The 16996-nt window shown below is 67.3% G+C and carries 13 protein-coding genes; 6 read left to right on the forward strand and 7 right to left on the reverse strand.

Going from position 1 to position 16996, the window contains the following annotated elements:
* Positions 1 to 12: 12 nt before the first annotated feature.
* The 7 genes from galE to ACMYLB_RS10885 form a co-directional block, all read right to left on the reverse strand.
* Positions 13 to 987, reverse strand: coding sequence for a UDP-glucose 4-epimerase GalE (gene galE / locus ACMYLB_RS10855; protein ID WP_415910934.1), 975 nt, complete (start codon positions 985 to 987; stop codon positions 13 to 15).
* Positions 984 to 2024, reverse strand: a complete 1041-nt coding sequence (locus ACMYLB_RS10860; RefSeq protein ID WP_415910935.1) for a UDP-glucose--hexose-1-phosphate uridylyltransferase — start codon at positions 2022 to 2024, stop codon at positions 984 to 986. The genes galE and ACMYLB_RS10860 overlap by 4 nt, the downstream gene beginning before the upstream one ends.
* Positions 2024 to 3211, reverse strand: a complete 1188-nt coding sequence (galK, locus tag ACMYLB_RS10865) for a galactokinase (RefSeq protein ID WP_415910936.1) — start codon at positions 3209 to 3211, stop codon at positions 2024 to 2026. Before galK ends, ACMYLB_RS10860 begins: the two co-directional genes overlap by 1 nt.
* Positions 3212 to 3246: 35 nt before the next feature.
* Entirely contained in the window at positions 3247 to 3450 is a 204-nt protein-coding gene (locus ACMYLB_RS10870) for a hypothetical protein (RefSeq protein WP_415909219.1), read from the reverse strand.
* Between the two features lie 19 nt (positions 3451 to 3469).
* Positions 3470 to 5218 (reverse strand): sodium:solute symporter family protein, encoded by a 1749-nt coding sequence (locus tag ACMYLB_RS10875; protein ID WP_415910937.1) that lies wholly within the window; start codon positions 5216 to 5218, stop codon positions 3470 to 3472.
* A gap of 214 nt (positions 5219 to 5432) precedes the next feature.
* The gene (locus ACMYLB_RS10880; RefSeq protein WP_415910938.1) at positions 5433 to 6131 is read right to left on the reverse strand and encodes a sialate O-acetylesterase; all 699 of its coding nucleotides are present in this window, start codon (positions 6129 to 6131) and stop codon (positions 5433 to 5435) included.
* Positions 6128 to 7039 (reverse strand): hypothetical protein, encoded by a 912-nt coding sequence (locus tag ACMYLB_RS10885; protein WP_415910939.1) that lies wholly within the window; start codon positions 7037 to 7039, stop codon positions 6128 to 6130. Before ACMYLB_RS10885 ends, ACMYLB_RS10880 begins: the two co-directional genes overlap by 4 nt.
* Before the next feature lie 97 nt (positions 7040 to 7136).
* Here ACMYLB_RS10885 and ACMYLB_RS10890 point away from each other — a divergent pair, with 97 nt between their 5' ends.
* From ACMYLB_RS10890 to ACMYLB_RS10915, 6 genes are all read left to right on the forward strand, one after another.
* Positions 7137 to 9014: a sensor histidine kinase gene (locus ACMYLB_RS10890; protein ID WP_415910940.1), complete on the forward strand. Its 1878-nt coding sequence runs from the start codon at positions 7137 to 7139 to the stop codon at positions 9012 to 9014.
* Positions 8963 to 9256 carry a sensor histidine kinase gene (locus ACMYLB_RS10895; RefSeq protein ID WP_415910941.1) on the forward strand — a complete coding sequence of 98 codons (294 nt, stop codon included), beginning with the start codon at positions 8963 to 8965 and terminating at the stop codon, positions 9254 to 9256. The genes ACMYLB_RS10890 and ACMYLB_RS10895 overlap by 52 nt, the downstream gene beginning before the upstream one ends.
* Positions 9257 to 9272: 16 nt before the next feature.
* Positions 9273 to 9911 (forward strand): response regulator, encoded by a 639-nt coding sequence (locus tag ACMYLB_RS10900; protein WP_415910942.1) that lies wholly within the window; start codon positions 9273 to 9275, stop codon positions 9909 to 9911.
* 175 nt (positions 9912 to 10086) lie between these two features.
* Positions 10087 to 13554, forward strand: a complete 3468-nt coding sequence (locus tag ACMYLB_RS10905; RefSeq protein WP_415910943.1) for a hypothetical protein — start codon at positions 10087 to 10089, stop codon at positions 13552 to 13554.
* Between the two features lie 33 nt (positions 13555 to 13587).
* A complete protein-coding gene (locus ACMYLB_RS10910; RefSeq protein WP_415910944.1) occupies positions 13588 to 15207 on the forward strand; it encodes a sulfatase family protein in 1620 nt (539 codons plus the stop codon).
* A 66-nt stretch (positions 15208 to 15273) separates the two neighbouring features.
* Positions 15274 to 16887, forward strand: a complete 1614-nt coding sequence (locus tag ACMYLB_RS10915) for a right-handed parallel beta-helix repeat-containing protein (protein WP_415910945.1) — start codon at positions 15274 to 15276, stop codon at positions 16885 to 16887.
* Positions 16888 to 16996: the final 109 nt, after the last annotated feature.

The raw sequence follows: 16996 nt of genomic DNA on the forward strand, positions 1-16996 counted from the left end.
CGTGGCGGGCGATCAGCCGTAACCCTTTGGATGACGAGAATGCCAGGACCACGCCGTCTGGATGATGGTGCGGATCTCGGTGTAGCGCGGATTCCAACCGAGCTCACGGCGGGCCTTGTCGCTGCTGGCGACGAGACGGGCCGGATCGCCCGGGCGACGCGGGGCCAGCTTGACGGTGATTTTCCTTCCCGTGACCACTTCGGCGGCGGCGATCACCTCGCGCACGGAGAAACCCTGCCCGTTGCCGAGGTTGTAGATGCGATTGCCGGTCTCGAGCGCCCCGAGGGCCAGGATGTGGGCGGCGATCAGATCCTGCACGTGGACGTAGTCCCGGATGCACGTGCCGTCGGGGGTGGGGTAGTCGTCGCCGAAGATCGAGATGTGGTCGCGCTGGCCGAGGGCGACCTGGAGCACGAGGGGAATGAGGTGCAGCTCGGGGTTGTGGTCCTCTCCGTGCCGCTCGGTCGCACCGGCGGCGTTGAAATACCGCAGGCACGCGTAGCGAAACCCGCGGGTCACGGCGAGCCAGTGCAGGAAGCGCTCGATGATCGCCTTGGACTCGCCGTAGGGGCTGCCGGGCACGATGCGCTCGTCCTCGGCGATCGGCAGCCGCAGGGGATCGGCGAAGAGGTTGGCGGTCGAGGAAAGGATGATGCGCTTGACGCGGTGGGCGTCCATGGCGCGGAGCAGGTTCAGCCCGGCGACGACGTTGTCGCCGAGGTAGGCGAACGGATCGCGCATGGACTCGCCAACGAGGGAGTTGGCGGCGAAGTGCATGACGGCGTCGGGGGTGAAATCGCGCATCGCCGCGGCGATCGAGTCGTAGTCGCGCAGGTCGCCGCGCACGAAACGGGCGCCGGGTTCGACGGCGGCCTCGTGGCCCTGCTGGAGGTTGTCGAAGACCAGGACCGCGTGTCCGGCCTGGAGGAGCATCTCGGTGGCCACGCTGCCGATGTAGCCGGCGCCGCCGGTGATGAGGATCTTCATGGCGTGATTTTCGAGGCAATGGTTTCGCGCAGGCGGGCGGCCGCCGCTTCCGGTGTGAGGTCGCGCTGAGCTTCGGCCAGCATTTCAAAGCCGACCATGAATTTCTTCACCGTGGCGGAGCGCAGCAGTGGCGGATGGAAATGGGCGTGCAGCTGCCAGTGCGCGGCCGGATCCGGTCCGAACGGCGCCCCGTGCCAGCCCATCGAGTAGGGAAAGTCGACCGCGAAGAGCGCGTCGTAGCCGCGGAGGAGAGCCTGCAGCGCCTCGGCGAGGGAGCGGGTCTGCGGCGCACTGAGCTCCGTCATCCGCGTCGCGGCGAAACGGGGCAGGAGAAGCGTTTCGAAGGGCCAGGTCGCCCAGTAAGGCACGACGACGAGCCAGTCGGCGTTGGTCCAGACCACCCGTTCACCGCGGCGGATTTCCTCCTCCGCATAGTCGAGCAGGAGCGGGCGCCCGTGTTGAGCGGCGTAGCGGCGTTGATGCTCGTCCTCCAGCGCCGGCAGCGTCGGCACTTGATCGAGCGCCCAGACCTGGCCGTGGGGATGGGGATTCGAGCAGCCCATGACGGCGCCTTTGTTTTCGAACACCTGCACCCAGCGATAGCGCTGCCCGAGCTCGGCCGTCTGTGCCTGCCAGGTGGAGATCACGCGCTCCAGCTCCGCGGTCTGCATCCGGGCGAGCGTGAGGTCGTGCCGCGGGGAAAAGCAGATGACGCGGCACGTGCCGCGGACAGGAGTGGAGCGGAGCAGCGGGTGGGATTCGGCCGGCGCGGCGGCCCTGTCATCGAGTAGGGCGCGAAAATCGTTTTCGAAGACAAACGTGTCGCGATAGAGCGGGTTCGTTTCACCGTTCGCGCGGCGATTGCCGGCGCAAAGATAGCAGTGGGGATCGTGCGCGGGACGCGCCTCCCGTGCGACCGCCTCCTGCTGTCCCTGCCAGGGCCGGGTGGCGCGGTGGGGGGAGCAGAGCACCCATTCGCCAGTGAGCGGGTTGTGCCGCCGGTGCGGCGACGCGGCGGAGATCGGTTCGGCGGGCATCAGAGGCAAACGAGCTGGGCGCCCGGGGCGGCAGGCGTGACGAACGCGGCCGGTCGATGGCCGAAGCGGGCGTGAAAGGCATCGCTGACCCGACGCATCACGGCTTCGGCCTCGACGCCGCGGACCAGGGCGACGCACGAGCCGCCGAAGCCACCGCCCGTCATGCGGCAACCGGCGACCGCCTCCTCGCACTGCGCGGTCTCCGCGATGAAATCGAGTTCCGCGCAGCTCACGCGATAGTCGTCCCGCAGCGAGGCGTGGCTGGCATTGAGCAGTTGCCCGGCCCGGCGAAAATCCCCCTGCCGGAGCGCTTCGACGCAGGAGAGTGTCCGGACATTTTCGCTCACGACGTGGCGCACGCAGCGTCGCATCTCCTCGGTGAGGCCGGGAAACGCGAGCGCGGTGTCGAGCTCGCTGGCGGCGATGTGGCGGAGCGATGGCACGCGCAGCCGGCGGGCGGCCTGTTCGCAGGCCTCGCGGCGGCGGGCGTATTCGCCGCTCGCGAGCTCGTGCGCCACACCGGAGTTGATGATGAGGAGGCTCCACTCGCTCGAAGCGAGCGGAGTTTGCACGAATGTTTCCGCCTCGCAGTCGAGGAGCAGGAGGTGCCCGCGTTCGCAGCAGAGCACGGCGGCTTGGTCCATGATGCCGCACGGGACGCCGGCGTAGGTGTGCTCGGCCTGCTGGCAGAGCTTGGCCAGTTCGAACCGCTTCATGTCGGCGCCGGCCAAGGCGAGTCCGGCCAGTCCGGTTGCGGCTTCGAGCGCCGCGCTGCTGCTCAATCCACCGCCGACGGGAATGCTGGAGGCGACGCAGGCGTCGAAGCCGGGCACGACGTGTCCCGCCTGCGCCAGGCCGGCGATGACGCCGCGCACGTAGCGGCTCCAGTCCTTGGCTCGTCCGGGCGCGAGGTCCTCTCGTCCGAATTCCAGCACGCCCTCGAAATCGGCGGTCGCGAGCCGGACGCGATCGCCGTTGCGCGGCGCGACTGCCATGACGAGCCGGCGATCGATGGCGGCGGGCAGAACCCAGCCGCCGTTGTAGTCGACGTGCTCGCCGATGACGTTGACCCGTCCCGGGGCGCTCGCGAGGAGAACGGGGCGACGCCGGTAAAGGATTTCAAACTGCCGGCAAACGCGATCGGAGAGATCGGGTGGCGAGAGGGAAACGGACGTCGCATCGTTCATGGCGGGGTAAGGAGTGTGGCGTGGGCGGGAGTGCCTCAGTTCTTCTTGGCGCGGGAGGAGAGCCAGAGCATGAGGGAGCCGAAGAGGGAGAAGATGATGCCCCAGGTGAGGTTCACGTTCTGGCCGAGGGAGTGCCGGGCGTAGATGGCGGGATCGGCCAGGAGGCCGTAGCCGACGAGGATGAGGCCGAGGGAGAGGAAGAGCAGCCCCATGGGCAGGCGAACGTCGAGTTGTTGCATGGTGGGATGGGGTTGGCGGTTACCAGAAGAGGAGGTTGAGGCCGACGGTGAGGGCGAGGACGATGACGCCGAGGGTGGCGGGGCGCGCATACCAGGGGGTCTCGTGGTGATCGACGACCTTCTCGGTGAGCGAGTAGACGAGGCCGCGGAGCTCGTTGTCGGTGCGGTTGGGCGCCGTCGCGAGGGAGATGACGATGGTGCCGAGGAAGCAGCCGGAGAAGGCGAAGATCGCCATCCAGAAGTTCTGGGCCATGGAGCTGGCGAAGGTGTGCTGCACGGAGATCCAGCCGCCCTTGTAGATGCTGGCGGCCTCGCCGACCGGGAGCGTGTTGCCCTGGAAGAGGGCGGCGGAGAGGGTGCCGAGGAGGAGCCCGAAGAAGGCGCCGTGGCCGGTGGCGCGTTTCCAGAACATGCCCAGGAGGAAGATGGCGAAGAGCGGGGCGTTGACGAAGCCGAACACCAATTGGAGCATGTCCATGATGTTATTGAACTTTGTCGCCGCGTAGGCGCAGGCCGCGGAGATGAGCAGGCCGACGACGGTGGTGATGCGGCCGACCTTGATCAGGTGCGCGTCGGAGGCGTCGGGCTTGAACCAGCGCTGGTAGAGGTCGTAGGTCCAGACCGTGTTGAAGGCGGTGACGTTGCCGGCCATGCCGGACATGAACGAGGCCATGAGGGCCGTGAGGCCGATGCCGAGCATGCCGTTGGGGAAGTATTTCGCGAGCATGGCGGGGACGACCATGTTGTAGTCGGGATTGCCGTCGGCGCCGGTGGGCAGCGCGATCTGGGCGGTGCCGCCCTTGTGGTAGAGGGCGATGGCGAGCATGCCGGGCAGGATCACGAGCGCGGGGAACATCATCTTCGGAATCGCAGCGATGAGCGGGGTGCGGCGCGCGGAGTTCATGTCCTTAGCCGCCATGGCGCGCTGGATGACGAGGAAGTCGGTGCACCAGTAGCCGAAGGAGAGGACGAAGCCCAGGCCCGCGATCATGCCGAACCATTCGATGCCGATGGGATTGGCGGAGGCGTTGCCCATGTGGGCCCAGGAGTGGCTCCAGGCGCCGGGCATGCCCTTCGTTTCCGAGTAGGCGCCGAGCTGCTGCATGAGACCGTCCCAGCCGCCGATGTCCTGCAGGCCGAGGATGACCAGCGGGAGGAAGCCGAGCACGATGAGGAAGAACTGCAGCACCTCGTTGTAGATCGCGGAGGTGAGGCCGCCGGTGTAGATGTAGACCAGGACGATCGCCGAGGAGACGAAGATGCACGCATCGAAGTTCCAGCCGAGGATCGCGTTGAGGAGCTTCGCCAACGCGAACATCGAGATGCCCGAGGAGAACACCGTCATCACCGCGAACGACAGCGCGTTGAACGTGCGCGTCTTCTCGTCGAAGCGGAGCTTGAGGTATTCCGGGACGGAGCGGGCCTTCGAGCCGTAGTAGAACGGCATCATGAAAATGCCGACGAAGACCATCGCGGGAATCGCGCCCACCCAGTAGAAGTGACTGGTGGCGATGCCGTATTTGGCGCCGGAGGCGGCCATGCCCATGACTTCCTGCGCGCCGAGATTGGCGCCGATGAAACCGAGCGCGCAGATCCACGCCGGCAGCGAGCGACCCGACTCGAAGAAGTCGGTCGAGGTCTTCAGGTGCTTCTTCAGCACCCAGCCGATCCCGAGCACGAAGGCGAAGTAGGTAACGAGGATGAGGTAGTCGACCACGCCGAGTTGGAAGGCGACGGAGCCGATCGGCGCGGTGCTGGCGCCAGCCATGGCGAGAGGCGGAGTGAACGAAAAGGCGGTCAGGACAGCCTGCGAAGCGAGGACACTCATGGGGTAGGAGGGGGAAGCCGGACAACGCCTCAGCCGAGGGGGACGAAGATCGGGGCCGGTCCAGCACGGTATCAATGCGGCGGTTTTCGCGCCACCCCTCGGACGAGTGAAAAGCCGCCACCGCGACGTTGCCCTGACGGCGCGACGTCGCGCGTCAGTCGAGCTTCGTCAGCGGGTCCCAATCGTCGGTGCGAAACGGACTCGCCGGCAGCCCCGCTCCGTTGAAGAGGTTGCAATCGGGATTGTCGGCCCACCCGTAGCGGGCCGCGCTCGGAGCGGCGATCTGTGGATGGGAAAGCACGACGGTGTCGCCGACGATGCGTGCATCCGCGGGCAACCAGTGGCGGTCGGCTCCAGCGAGGAAAAATCCCCGCACGGCGCCGTCGCGTGCAATCAGTCCGCCGTCGGTGTGACTGAATCGGACGACCAGGCGGTCGCCGATGATGGAGTAGTCTTTGAACAGCGGGCCGGACCAAGGGATGTCCTCTCCGTAAACCTGGGCGCGTGCCCAGAGCGCGAGACGGTGGCCGACCTCGCGTTTGTTCTTCGGGTGAATGTTCTTCGCGTCGCCCACGTCGATGGCGACCGCCATGCCGGTGTGCGGCACGGTCAGGGTGCGCCGCATCGCCTCGCGGACCAGCGGCCACTTCGCGGCGGCCGAAGACTTCGGTTGGAAGTTGGGCAGCTGCACCCAGGCGAACGGGAAGTCTCCCTGGCCCCAGCGTTGGCGCCAATCGCGGATCAGGACCGGCAGTTGCAGCGCATAGAGCTCGGGGTGGTTCGAGTTGGCGTTGTTTTCCCCCTGATACCAGATCGCGCCCCGCAGCGCGTAGGGGATGAGCGGGGCGATCATGCCGTTGAACAGGTTGCCGGGGTAGTTCTTCGAGCGCTGCAGCGGCTGGACGTCGCCGCCTTGCGGCGGGCGGTGCGGGTCGCTCCACTCGGCGAAAAGGGGAGCGAACTCCGGCCGGCTGGCCAGGGCGGACGGACTCGTCCACGCCTCGATCGGGTGGCGCCCCACGAGGAGTTGATCACTCCGACCGGCACGGCGCGGCGGGCATGCAGCTCTCGCGCGAAATAGAATCCGGCGGCGGAAAACTTGCCGACCGTGTCGGGCTGGCAGACGATCCATTGCCCGTCGCAATCCGTCGCCGCCGATTCCGCCGCGCGCCGGGCCACCGTGAACATGCGAACCTGCGGCAGATCCGCCGTGGCGACGGCTTCGGCGGCCTCAGCCGCCTCGTCGATGCGCAGCTGCATGTTGGATTGGCCGGCGGCGAGCCAGACCTCGCCGACCAACACGTCCTCAATCAATCGCTGGTTGGCTGCCTGGACCGTCAGCGTGCCGCGGGTGCCGGCGGCCAGCGGGTCGAGCTTGAGACTCCATTGGCCGGCGCGGTCTGCGGTCGTCTCCTTGGTCTGGCCGGCGAACGCCACCCGCACGCGCTCGCCGGGAGCCGCCCATCCCCAGACGGGAACGGCGGCGTCGCACTGCATGACCATGTGGTCGGAGAAGAGGTGGGGCAGGGAGACGTCCGCTCGCGCCGAGGCGGCGCCCGTCAGGGCGAGCAGCGCCAGCCCGAGGGGAGGGGACGGAGAAGCGTGCGCCAGGGCAGAAATTTTCCGGGCATGGTGGCTGGGGCGGAGTTGATCGGAACGGGTTTCCGGGGAGGGGATGACGGCGGCCTCGTGACGGCAACATACCTTGAGAAAATGCGAGGCGCCGGCCGAGCATAGCGCACGGCGGCACTCGCTCCCCATCCCTCGAACGGGGGAATCGGCGCGGGGCCAGCGGCGCGGGCGCGCGCCCGGACGCTTTGGGCTCGCAATTTTTCCCGCCATCCGAAAAGGTCGCCGCGTGCTCACCCCGCCCCCAACGATCGCGCCGTTTCTGGCGTTGGCCTTGGCGTTGGCAGCCATGCCGGTGGCCGGGGCCGAGTCGCCGCCCGAACTGGACAACGCGGCGGCCGTGCGGGCGCTCGCTCCGGAAGTGGCGGCGCAGCGGCGGCCGGTGCATCTGCGCGGGAACCTGCTGCTGGTGACGGCGCCGCGCAACGCCCTCGTGCTGCTCGACCGCACCGAGGGCATCTACGTCGAACTCGGCGAGGTGGTGGAGAACCGCTTCCGCCTCGGCGACGAGCTCGACGTGAGGGGCGAAACCGACGCCGGCGATTTCGCGCCCATCGTGCGCGCGCAGCGCGTGGAGCGCCTCGGGCCGGGGGCCCTGCCGCTTCCGCGGCCCACCACGATCGCCGAGCTCAACGCCGGTGGATTCGACGCCGCGTGGGTCGAGCTCCGCGGCATCGTGCGGGCCTGCGTGCCGACGCCGAAGGAGCGGATGCCAGTCTCGCGCGGCGGCACCGGCGGCATCGCGCCCAATCCCGGCGAGAGCTGGCTCGTCACGTTCGCGCAGGGGGACGACAAGATGGAGGTGCAGATCAACGGGCAGCTGCAGCCCCAGGAGCTGGTCGATGCCGAGGTTCGCCTGCGCGGCGTCGTCTTCAACGTCCACAACGCCAACCGGCAGTTCGTGCGGGCCAATTTGCAGGTGGCGAACCGCGCCATGGTCGAGGTCATCGTGCCGCCGCCCGCGGATCCCTTCGCACTGCCCGTGCAGCCGATCAGCGAGGTGCTGCGCTTCTCCCGCAGCGGATTCACCGGCCGACGCGTGCATGTGCGCGGGGTCGTGACCGGGCACAAGGGCGGACACACGCTCTGGCTGCGCGAGGGCGAGCGCGGCATGCAGATCGACTCGGCGCAGCCGGGCAACCTCACGCCGGGCGACTGGGTCGATGTCGTGGGATTTCCCGACCACGGCAGCTACACGCCCAGCCTGAGCGATGCGGTGTTCCGCAAGATCTCGTCCGGTCCCGCTCCGCGGGCGCAGCCGCTGCGCCGGCCGGAGGACATCGCGCGCTTCGACGCGAACCTGGTGCAGATCGACGCCGAGTTGCGGGAACTGCGGATGACACCGGAGGGGCTGCTGCTCGTGCTTCGCTGGAACGGCATCGAGGTGAACGGGCGGCTCTCGCAGCTCGCCGGCGAATCCGCGCCGCCGGCGTGGGAACCCGGCAGCCTGCTGCGGGTGACCGGCATCTGCCTGACCGGCCGGACCAATTTCCTCCGGCCGACCGGTCTGTGGGTGGCGGAGGACCTCCAGCTCTGGCTGCGAAACGCCGCGGACATCAGCGTGCTCCGCCCGGCTCCCTGGTTGACCCTGCACCGTGCCCTCGGCCTGGTGATCGCCGTCCTGGTGATCACGCTGCTGGCGCTGGTCGCGATGGCGGTCGTGACGCGGCGGCAGATCGCGCAGCGCGAGGAGGCGCGGAAGCTCGCGGAGGTGGAGTTCTCGGCGATGCTGGCGGAGCGCAACCGGCTCGCGCGGGAGATCCATGACACGCTCGCCCAAGATTTGAATGCCGTCTCGATGCAGCTCGAGCTGGCGCGCAACGCCGCCCGCGCCGGCGGCGCCGAGGCGGTCGGCGGGTTTTTGTCCGCTGCCCATCAGATCGTGCGGCAGTGCCTGGCCAGCGCGCGCGAGTCGATCTGGGACATGCGCTCGCACATTCTCGAGCGGCACGACTTGGTCGGCGCCCTGAAGACCGTGGCGGAGCAGCTGCGAGGGGCATGGCGTGCGAGATCCGCGTGCGGGTGCAGGGGCAGCCGCGCCGGCTCGCGCCCCAGGTGGAGAACAACCTGCTGCGCGTCGGACAGGAGGCCGTGTCGAACGCCCTGAAGCATGCCCGGCCCGCGACCATCGACCTGGAGTTCGTCTTCGATGACGCCAGCGTGCGGCTCGCCGTGAGCGACAGCGGCGCGGGCTTCGATCCGGACCAGGCCGCCGGAGGCAACAGCCATTTCGGACTGCGCGGCATGCGCGAGCGCGTGGCCCAGATGGGTGGCCGCCTCACCGTCGGGCCGGGCGCGAGCGGCGGCACGCGGGTCGAGGTGGTGGTCGAGGCGCCGATTTCAACCTGACGGCTTTTCCTCCCTCATGAACAAATCCAACGATCCCCTCATCAAGGTCATGATCGTCGACGATCATCCGACCTTCCGCATGGGCCTGGCCGCGCTGATCGACAGTCAGCCGGGCATGAAGGTGGTGGCGCAATACGCCTCCGGCGAGGAGGCGCTGGCCGCCTACACGCCGGGGACCATCTCGGTGGTCCTGATGGATCTGCGCCTGCCCGGCATCGGCGGGGTGGAGGCGATCATCGGATTGCTCGGGCGCGATCCCGGGGTGCGAGTGATCGTGCTCACGACCTACGACGCCGACGAGGACGTTTTCCGCGCCATGCAATCCGGGGCGCGTTCCTACCTGCTGAAGGACATGTCGACGGAGGAGATCGCGGGCACAATCATCGCGGTGCATCGCGGCAGCACGGAGGTTCCCCCGCGCATCGCGGAGCGGCTGGCCGAGCGCGCGCAGCGCCAGGCGCTTTCCCAGCGCGAGCAGGAGGTGCTGCAGCTGCTGGCCCGCGGGCGCAGCAACAAGGAGATCGGCGCGCAGCTCTTCATCTCGGAGGAAACGGTTAAGTCCCACCTCAAGACGCTTTTTGCCAAACTGAGGGTCCGCGACCGCACCGAGGCGGCGATCAGCGCGGTGCGGCACGGCATCATCCATCTCGAGTAGTGCTGATCGCGCAATCCACCCCAATGGGGGGTAGCCGCTCGGGCGCAGCGCTGGTAGTCTAGGCGGAGTCACTCCGATCGCACCCCCACTCGGCGGTCTGGCTGCTCACGATCCACCCCTCGCAACCGGTGACCGTGAAAGGCCTAGGCCGGCCGGTCCGTCGAACCCCTGCACCATGTATCCAAACTCCCCCATCCCCTCACTCGCTGTGTCGCGCGTCCGCGCCGCGGATTTGATTGGCTGCCGTCTCGCCCTGTGCGGCGCGATGTTCTCGGCGCTGATGCTCCCGGCTTTCGCGCAATCGACCTCGGCGCCCGCCACGCCACCGAAGGATGATGACGTCGTCACGCTCAGCCCCTTCGTGGTGAACTCCGAGCAAGACAACGGCTACCAGGCGACGAACACGCTGGCCGGCACTCGCCTCAACACCGACCTCAAGGACGTCGGCGCGGCCGTCTCGGTCTACACGAAGGAATTCCTCGACGACATCAGCGTCACCAAGCTGCAGGACATCCTGACGTTCACCGCCTCGACGGAAGCCGCCGGCCAGAACGGCAACTTCTCCGGCGTGACCGGCGAGAATGCGGCCGAGGTGCGCGATGACCCCTCGAGCGTCAATCGCGTGCGCGCCTTGGCGGCCGCGACCCGCACCCGCGACTTTTTCCCGACGGACATCCCCGGCGACACCTACAACTTCGACACGCTGACGGTGAGCCGTGGCCCGAACGCGATCCTTGCCGGCGTCGGCAATGCCGGTGGCGTGATCGATTCGGCGATGCGCAAGGCGACGTTCAAGGACAGTTATCGCTTCGCCTCGCGTTTCAGCTCCTACAACTCCCACCGGGAGGAGGCGCACTTCAACAAGGTGATCATCCCCAAGAAGCTCGCGATCCGCGTCGATGCGGTCAACGACGACAAGAACTACCGCCAGGATCCCGCCTACGAGTCCGACCGCCGCCTCTACGTGGCGATGCAATATCGGCTCATCGAGCCCAAGCGCGGTTCGATCCTCGGCAGCGGCACGCTCCGGGGCAACTTTGAGCGCGGCCAGATCGAGGGTGTTCCGCCCGATCCGCTCACGCCCACTTTCACGATCGACAACTGGTTCAACCCGACGACCGCTTCGGGAGTCAGCAATCCCGCCAACGCCAAATACCAGTGGTGGGGCTACGGCACCCAGTCGGCCGTTCCGGGACTCCCGACCACGCTCGTGACCAACGCCACCGCGGCCAACGTGAACAACTCCGCGCTGCGCACCGCGACCGGCGCCGGCATCGTGCTCAATCCGAATAATTCGTCCGTGGTCCAGGGTTTCCCGCTCTACGCGCAGATGGCGCTGATCTACGCGGATCCGACCTCCAGCACGGCGAGTGTCGGTTTCTCCGACCCCTCGCTGGCCGGCATCCAGGGCTTCCAGGGAAGCATTCCCGCCACCCTGCCCGGTGGCACGGGCGGCTCGCTGCGCTCCTCCGGCGACTTCAACCGTCTCCGCACCGGCTATGTCCGCACCCGCCTGCAGGACCCGAATATTTTCAATTTCTACGACCACCTGATGACCGGCGCCTTCGATCATCATGACCACAAGTTCCGCGCGCTCGATCTGCGCTACGAGCAGCTGCTCTTCGGCGGCAAGGCGGGTGTGGAGGTCGCCTACAACAATCAGAGCTTCACCAAGCGCCGCGACTTTTCCATCCCCACCGGCGGCAACGACGAAGGCATCATGGTCGACGTGAACTACTACCTCAGCGTCAAGTCCAGCACCGGCCAGCCGATCCTGAATCCGAACTTCGGTCGCCCGTTCATCTCCACCACCGATGTCTTCCGCGATCAGATGAATCGCATCGACCGCAACTCCGGGCAGTTGACCGCCTTCTTCAAGCACGACTTCACGCAGAGCGAGTCCAAGTGGGTGCGGATGCTCGGTCGGCACACGGTCTCCGGGCTGCTCTTCAAGACCGATATCGACCGCTCGAATCGCACCTACTCCAGCACGTGGGACACGACCGCTTCGCCCAGCCCGCAGGCCAGCTTGAACGGAGCGGCGCCCGGCACCTTCGGCACGCAGGTGAACGGCTGGTTTTACCTCGGGCCCTCCCTGGTGAACGTGGCCAACGTCTCCGACATCCGTTTGTCCCCGATCACGGCGACGCGTCCGCAATACGGCCAGACCTACAAGGTCCAAGTCTACGATCCGGTCTCCAAGACCTTCGTGACCGCGAACGAGAAGCCGCTGCGCATCATCCAGAACCTGACCGACCAGCGCGAGAATCTGCGCTCGACCGCGGTCGCGCTCCAGAGCAACTGGCTCAACGATTACCTCGTCACGGTCGTCGGCTGGCGTGAGGACATCGACAAGAACTTCATCGGCACGGCGCCCACCACGCGTCTCGCCAACGGCAGCCTCGACGAATCGGCGGTCACCTTCGCCCCGTCGGTCGCGCAGGGGAAGCGCAGCTGGACGAAGAGCGTCGTCGGCCGCCTGCCCGTCAAGCTGCCCTGGGGGACGGAACTGCGCGCGTTCTGGAACGAATCCGGCAACTTCAATCCGATCGGCCAGCGCCGCAACATCTGGAACGAGGAACTCGGCTCCCCGAATGCGAAGACGACCGAGAAGGGCATCACGCTCTCCGCGTTCAACGGCAAACTCTACCTCCGCATCAATCGCTACAACACCCAGATTCAGGGCGACTCCGTCTCGAATGTGGGCAATCCCTACACTTACATCAGCACGGAAATCGGCCGCATGCTGGCGGCCCGCGATGCGGGCCTCAACCCGGCGAACTTCAACTACGTCTACCCGGGCTGGAATTCCTTCGCCGACGTCGCCCAGGCGATCTACAACACGATCCCGGATCGGCTGAAGGCCAACATCGGAGCGAGCAAGAACTTCAACCCGAACTTCACCGGCAGCGGCAGCACGCTGCAATGGAACCCGGCCTCGATCATCAATCTGGCCTCGGTCAGCAACACCGAGTCCCGGGGCACGGAATACGAGATCGTCGCCAATCCGGTGCGCGGCTGGCGCATTGCCTTCAGCGCCGCGCGCAACGAGGCGGTGAAGTCCGACGTTGCCGCCCAGGAGCTCGCCTTCGCCGACGCCTGGTATGCCAACCTCTCGACGATGTATGACGGCAAGCTGCTCCCCGGTGCGCGCAATCCCGCCGCGAACGAAACCGGCACGTTCTGGGCGCAATACCAGTCGGAGACCTTGCCCTCGATCCGCTCGGCGGCCGCGCTGTCGGGCGCCGCGACCCCGGAAATCCGCAAGTGGCGCATGAATTTCGTCACCAACTACGAAATTCAGCGTGGCTTCCTCCGCGGCCTGAGCATCGGCGGCGCCGTGCGCTGGCAGGATAAGATCGGCATCGGCTATCCCTACATCACCCAGAACGGCCTCCTGGTGGCCGACGTCACCAAGCCCTATTACGGCCCGAGCGACACGCAGGTCGACGCCAGCCTGGGCTACAAGCACCGGCTGAAGATCCTCGGCGGAAACGTCATGTGGGCCATCAACCTCAACGTTCGCAATCTGAACGCCAAGGATGAGCTCATTCCGATCGCTGCGAACGCCGACGGCACCTGGGGCACGTTCCGCATTCCGCCGGAACGCACCTGGAGCATCACGAACTCGTTCTCCTTCTAATCGCGCGCCGATTCGCGTATCGACTGTCCCGCCATGATCGCTTCCTCACGCCTGCCGGCTCACTCCCGAAGCTGCGGGCGTGAGCTTTTTCTCCGCCTCGCCCTTGGCCTCGTCATGGGCGGAGGACTGCTCACCCGTGCGTCCGCCGCCGACGCGCCGCCGCCTCGCCCGAACATCGTCTTCATCGTGGCCGACGATCTCGGCTATGGCGATCTGGGAGCTTACGGCGCCACGCGCATCAAGACGCCCCATCTCGATCAACTCGCCGCCCAAGGCGTGCGCTTCACGAACGGCTACGCGCCGTCGTCGACCTGCACGCCGACGCGCTACTCGATGTTCACCGGCGAGTATGCCTGGCGGCAGTCGTCGAAGCGCACGGGCATCCTGCCCGGTGATGCGCCGCTCTGCATCGAGCCCGGCCGATTGACCATGCCCGAGGCGCTGCGCCGCGCGGGCTACGTCACCGGCGCGATCGGCAAGTGGCACCTGGGACTCGGCGATGGCACGAAGGCGGTCGATTTCAACGGCCGCATCGCCCCCGGTCCGCTCGAGGTGGGCTTCGACTACGCGCACATCATTCCGGCGACCGTCGACCGCGTGCCGTCCGTTTGGATCGAGAATCATCGCGTCGTCGGTCTCGATCCCGCCGATCCGATCACCGTCAGCTACGAGGCCGACCTGCGGGTCGAGCCGAACGGCACCGACCATCCCGAAGCCCTGCGCTACCGGGCGGACAAGCAGCACTCCGGCACGATCATCAACCGCATCAGCCGCATCGGCTACATGGCCGGCGGCAAGTCGGCTCGTTTCCGGGACGAGGAGCTGACGCCCACCGTCGTGCAGAAATCGGTGCAGTTCCTCGAGCGGAACGCCGGCAAACCCTTCTTCCTCTACGTGGGACTCTTCGAGCCGCACGTGCCGCGTGTCGCGGAGCCGCCCTTCGAGGGGAAGAACGAACTCGGGGTGCGCGGCGACGTCATCCAGCAGATGGATGCGGCCGCGGGCGCGATCCTCCAGACGCTCGATCGGCTCCATCTCGCGGAGAACACCCTCGTGATCTTCACCAGCGACAACGGCCCGGTGCTGTTTGACGGCTACTTCGACGGGGCAGCGGAGAACGTGAAGGACCATCGTCCGGCCGGCGGGCTGCGCGGCTGGAAATACCTCGTCTACGAGGGTGGTTGCCGCGTGCCCCTCATCGCCCGCTGGCCCGCCCGTCTGCAGCCGCGCGTGACGGAGCAGATGTTCAACCTCGTCGACCTTCCCGCCACCCTCGCGCACCTGACCGGCGCCACCCTCTCGCCGGCGCAGTCTCCGGACAGCATGGACCTCAGCGCCGTCCTGCTCGGAGCCACGACCGAGAACGTCCGCGACTACACGGTGCTGCACGGCATTTCCGACACGCTGGCCCTGCGGGCCGGCGACTGGAAATACATCCCGGCCACCGTGCAAGGCAAGGCTTCCGGCACCGGGGGCGCGAATCCCTCGGATGCGAGGTTCGCTCCCAACCGGATCCCCGAGCCGCTGCTTTTCAATCTCCGGGAAGACCCCGCGGAGCAGACGAACGTGATCGCCAAGTTCCCCGAGAAAGCGGCGGAGCTGCAGCGGAAGTTGGACGAGATCCGCCAGCGCGCCACGCACGTCGCCCCTTGATCCCGGCGTCGTGCCTTGCGACGCTCAGCCCCAGAATTCCCTCCGATGATGTCGCGACTCCGTGCGGTGTTCGTCGTGACGCTGCTTTGCGTCGGCTCTGTCGCCGCGCGCGCCACGACTTACTACGTCGATCCGGTGCAGGGCAATGATGACGCCGTGGGCACGGCCGTCGGCGAAGCCTGGAGAACGCTGGCGCGCGCCCAGCGCGCACCGCTCCAGACGGGCGATCGCCTTTTGTTGCTCGCGGGGGTGCGTCATGCGGGCCGGCTTCTTTTGGAAAATCTCGCGGGCACGGCGAAGCAGCCAATCACGATCGGCAGCTACGCACGACCGGCAGGGGACCGGAACGCGCGGGCGCTCATCGACGGCCGCGATACCCGCGCCGCGGTGGAGCTCCGCAACTGCAGCTACGTCGTCGTGTCGGACCTGGTCGTGTCGGCGGACGGCGGAGCGCCGACCGGCGACATGCGCTGCGGCGTGTTGGTCGTGGCGGATCGCGCCGGCGAGCATCGCGGCATCGCGTTGATGCGACTGCACGTGAAGTCCGTGTCCTTCGAGAATCCCGGCTTCCGGCGTCCGGCGGCGGATGTGAAGACCGCCAACGGTGAGGGACGTTACGGGTGGGGCATCCGTTTCCTCGTGCACCAGAGCAGTGGTGCGGTCATGGAACAGATCATCGTCCGTGACTGCGTGATCGAGCGCGTCGACCACACCGGACTGAAATTCACGGGCCCCGCGGACAGCATCCGCGATTTGACGGTGCAGGACGTCAGGATCTCCCACAGCGGTGGTCCGGGCGTGCAGATGTCCGGCGTCGCCGGCGGCCGTTTTTCCCAGTTGTCCGTCGACCACTCGGGCAGCACCAGCGATTCGCGGAATTGGGGGCGGGGGAGCGGGCTGTGGACGTGGGGCACCCGGGATGTGGTGATCGAGCGCAGCCGCTTCACCCATGCGAACGGTCCCGGCGATTCGGCCGGCGTGCACATCGACTTCAACTGCCGCAACGTCGTCGTCCAATACAACTTCAGTGCGCACAACGCGGGTGGCTTCTGCGAAATCCTCGGCGACAACTACAACTGCGCCTACCGCTACAACATCAGCGTGAACGACGGCCAGCGCGTGAAGGGCCGCGACGGTGCGTTTCAGGAAGGGAAAACGTTTTGGCTCAGCGGCTACGTCGGGGCGAAACGGAAGCCGCACGGGCCGTTCAACTCGTATTTCTACAACAACACGATCTACGTCGGCGAAGGCCTCACCGCGAAGTTCGCGGTCGCGCCGACCGCGCAAGGCGTGCTGGTGGCGAACAACCTCTTCTGCGTGGTCGGATCCAGCGCCAAGGTTGCCGGCGACCAGGCGCGCGGCGAGCAGGCCGCGCTGCAGCCGGTGGAGCGCGCGTTCGTTGCCCACAATCTCTTTCTCCGGGCCGACAACTGGCCGGCGGGGCTGGGCCTGGCCGATCAGGCTCCGGTCATCGGCAATCCCGGATTTGCGCAGCCCGGCGGCGAGCGCCTCGAGGATTACGTGCCCGGCAACCGCGCGTTGGTCCACGATCGCGGCATCGCGATCCCGCCGCTCCCCGGGGACAACGTGGGGCTGGCGCTCGGCCTGACCGTGGCGACGGACATCCGCGGCCAGCCCATTACGGGTGCGCCGGATATTGGTGCCATCGAACTGCCGTAGCGCCGTTCCACCCTAACGGGGGGTAGGACCGGCGGGGCGATGCTGGTATCCTCTGCGACCACCCGACAAATCGGCCGCCCCTGGCTGCCTTGGCTCCGAAAATTTCCCT

Origin of the sequence: Oleiharenicola sp. Vm1 (genome assembly GCF_047777955.1) — a bacterium.
In the GTDB taxonomy this organism is placed as follows: domain Bacteria; phylum Verrucomicrobiota; class Verrucomicrobiia; order Opitutales; family Opitutaceae; genus Didemnitutus.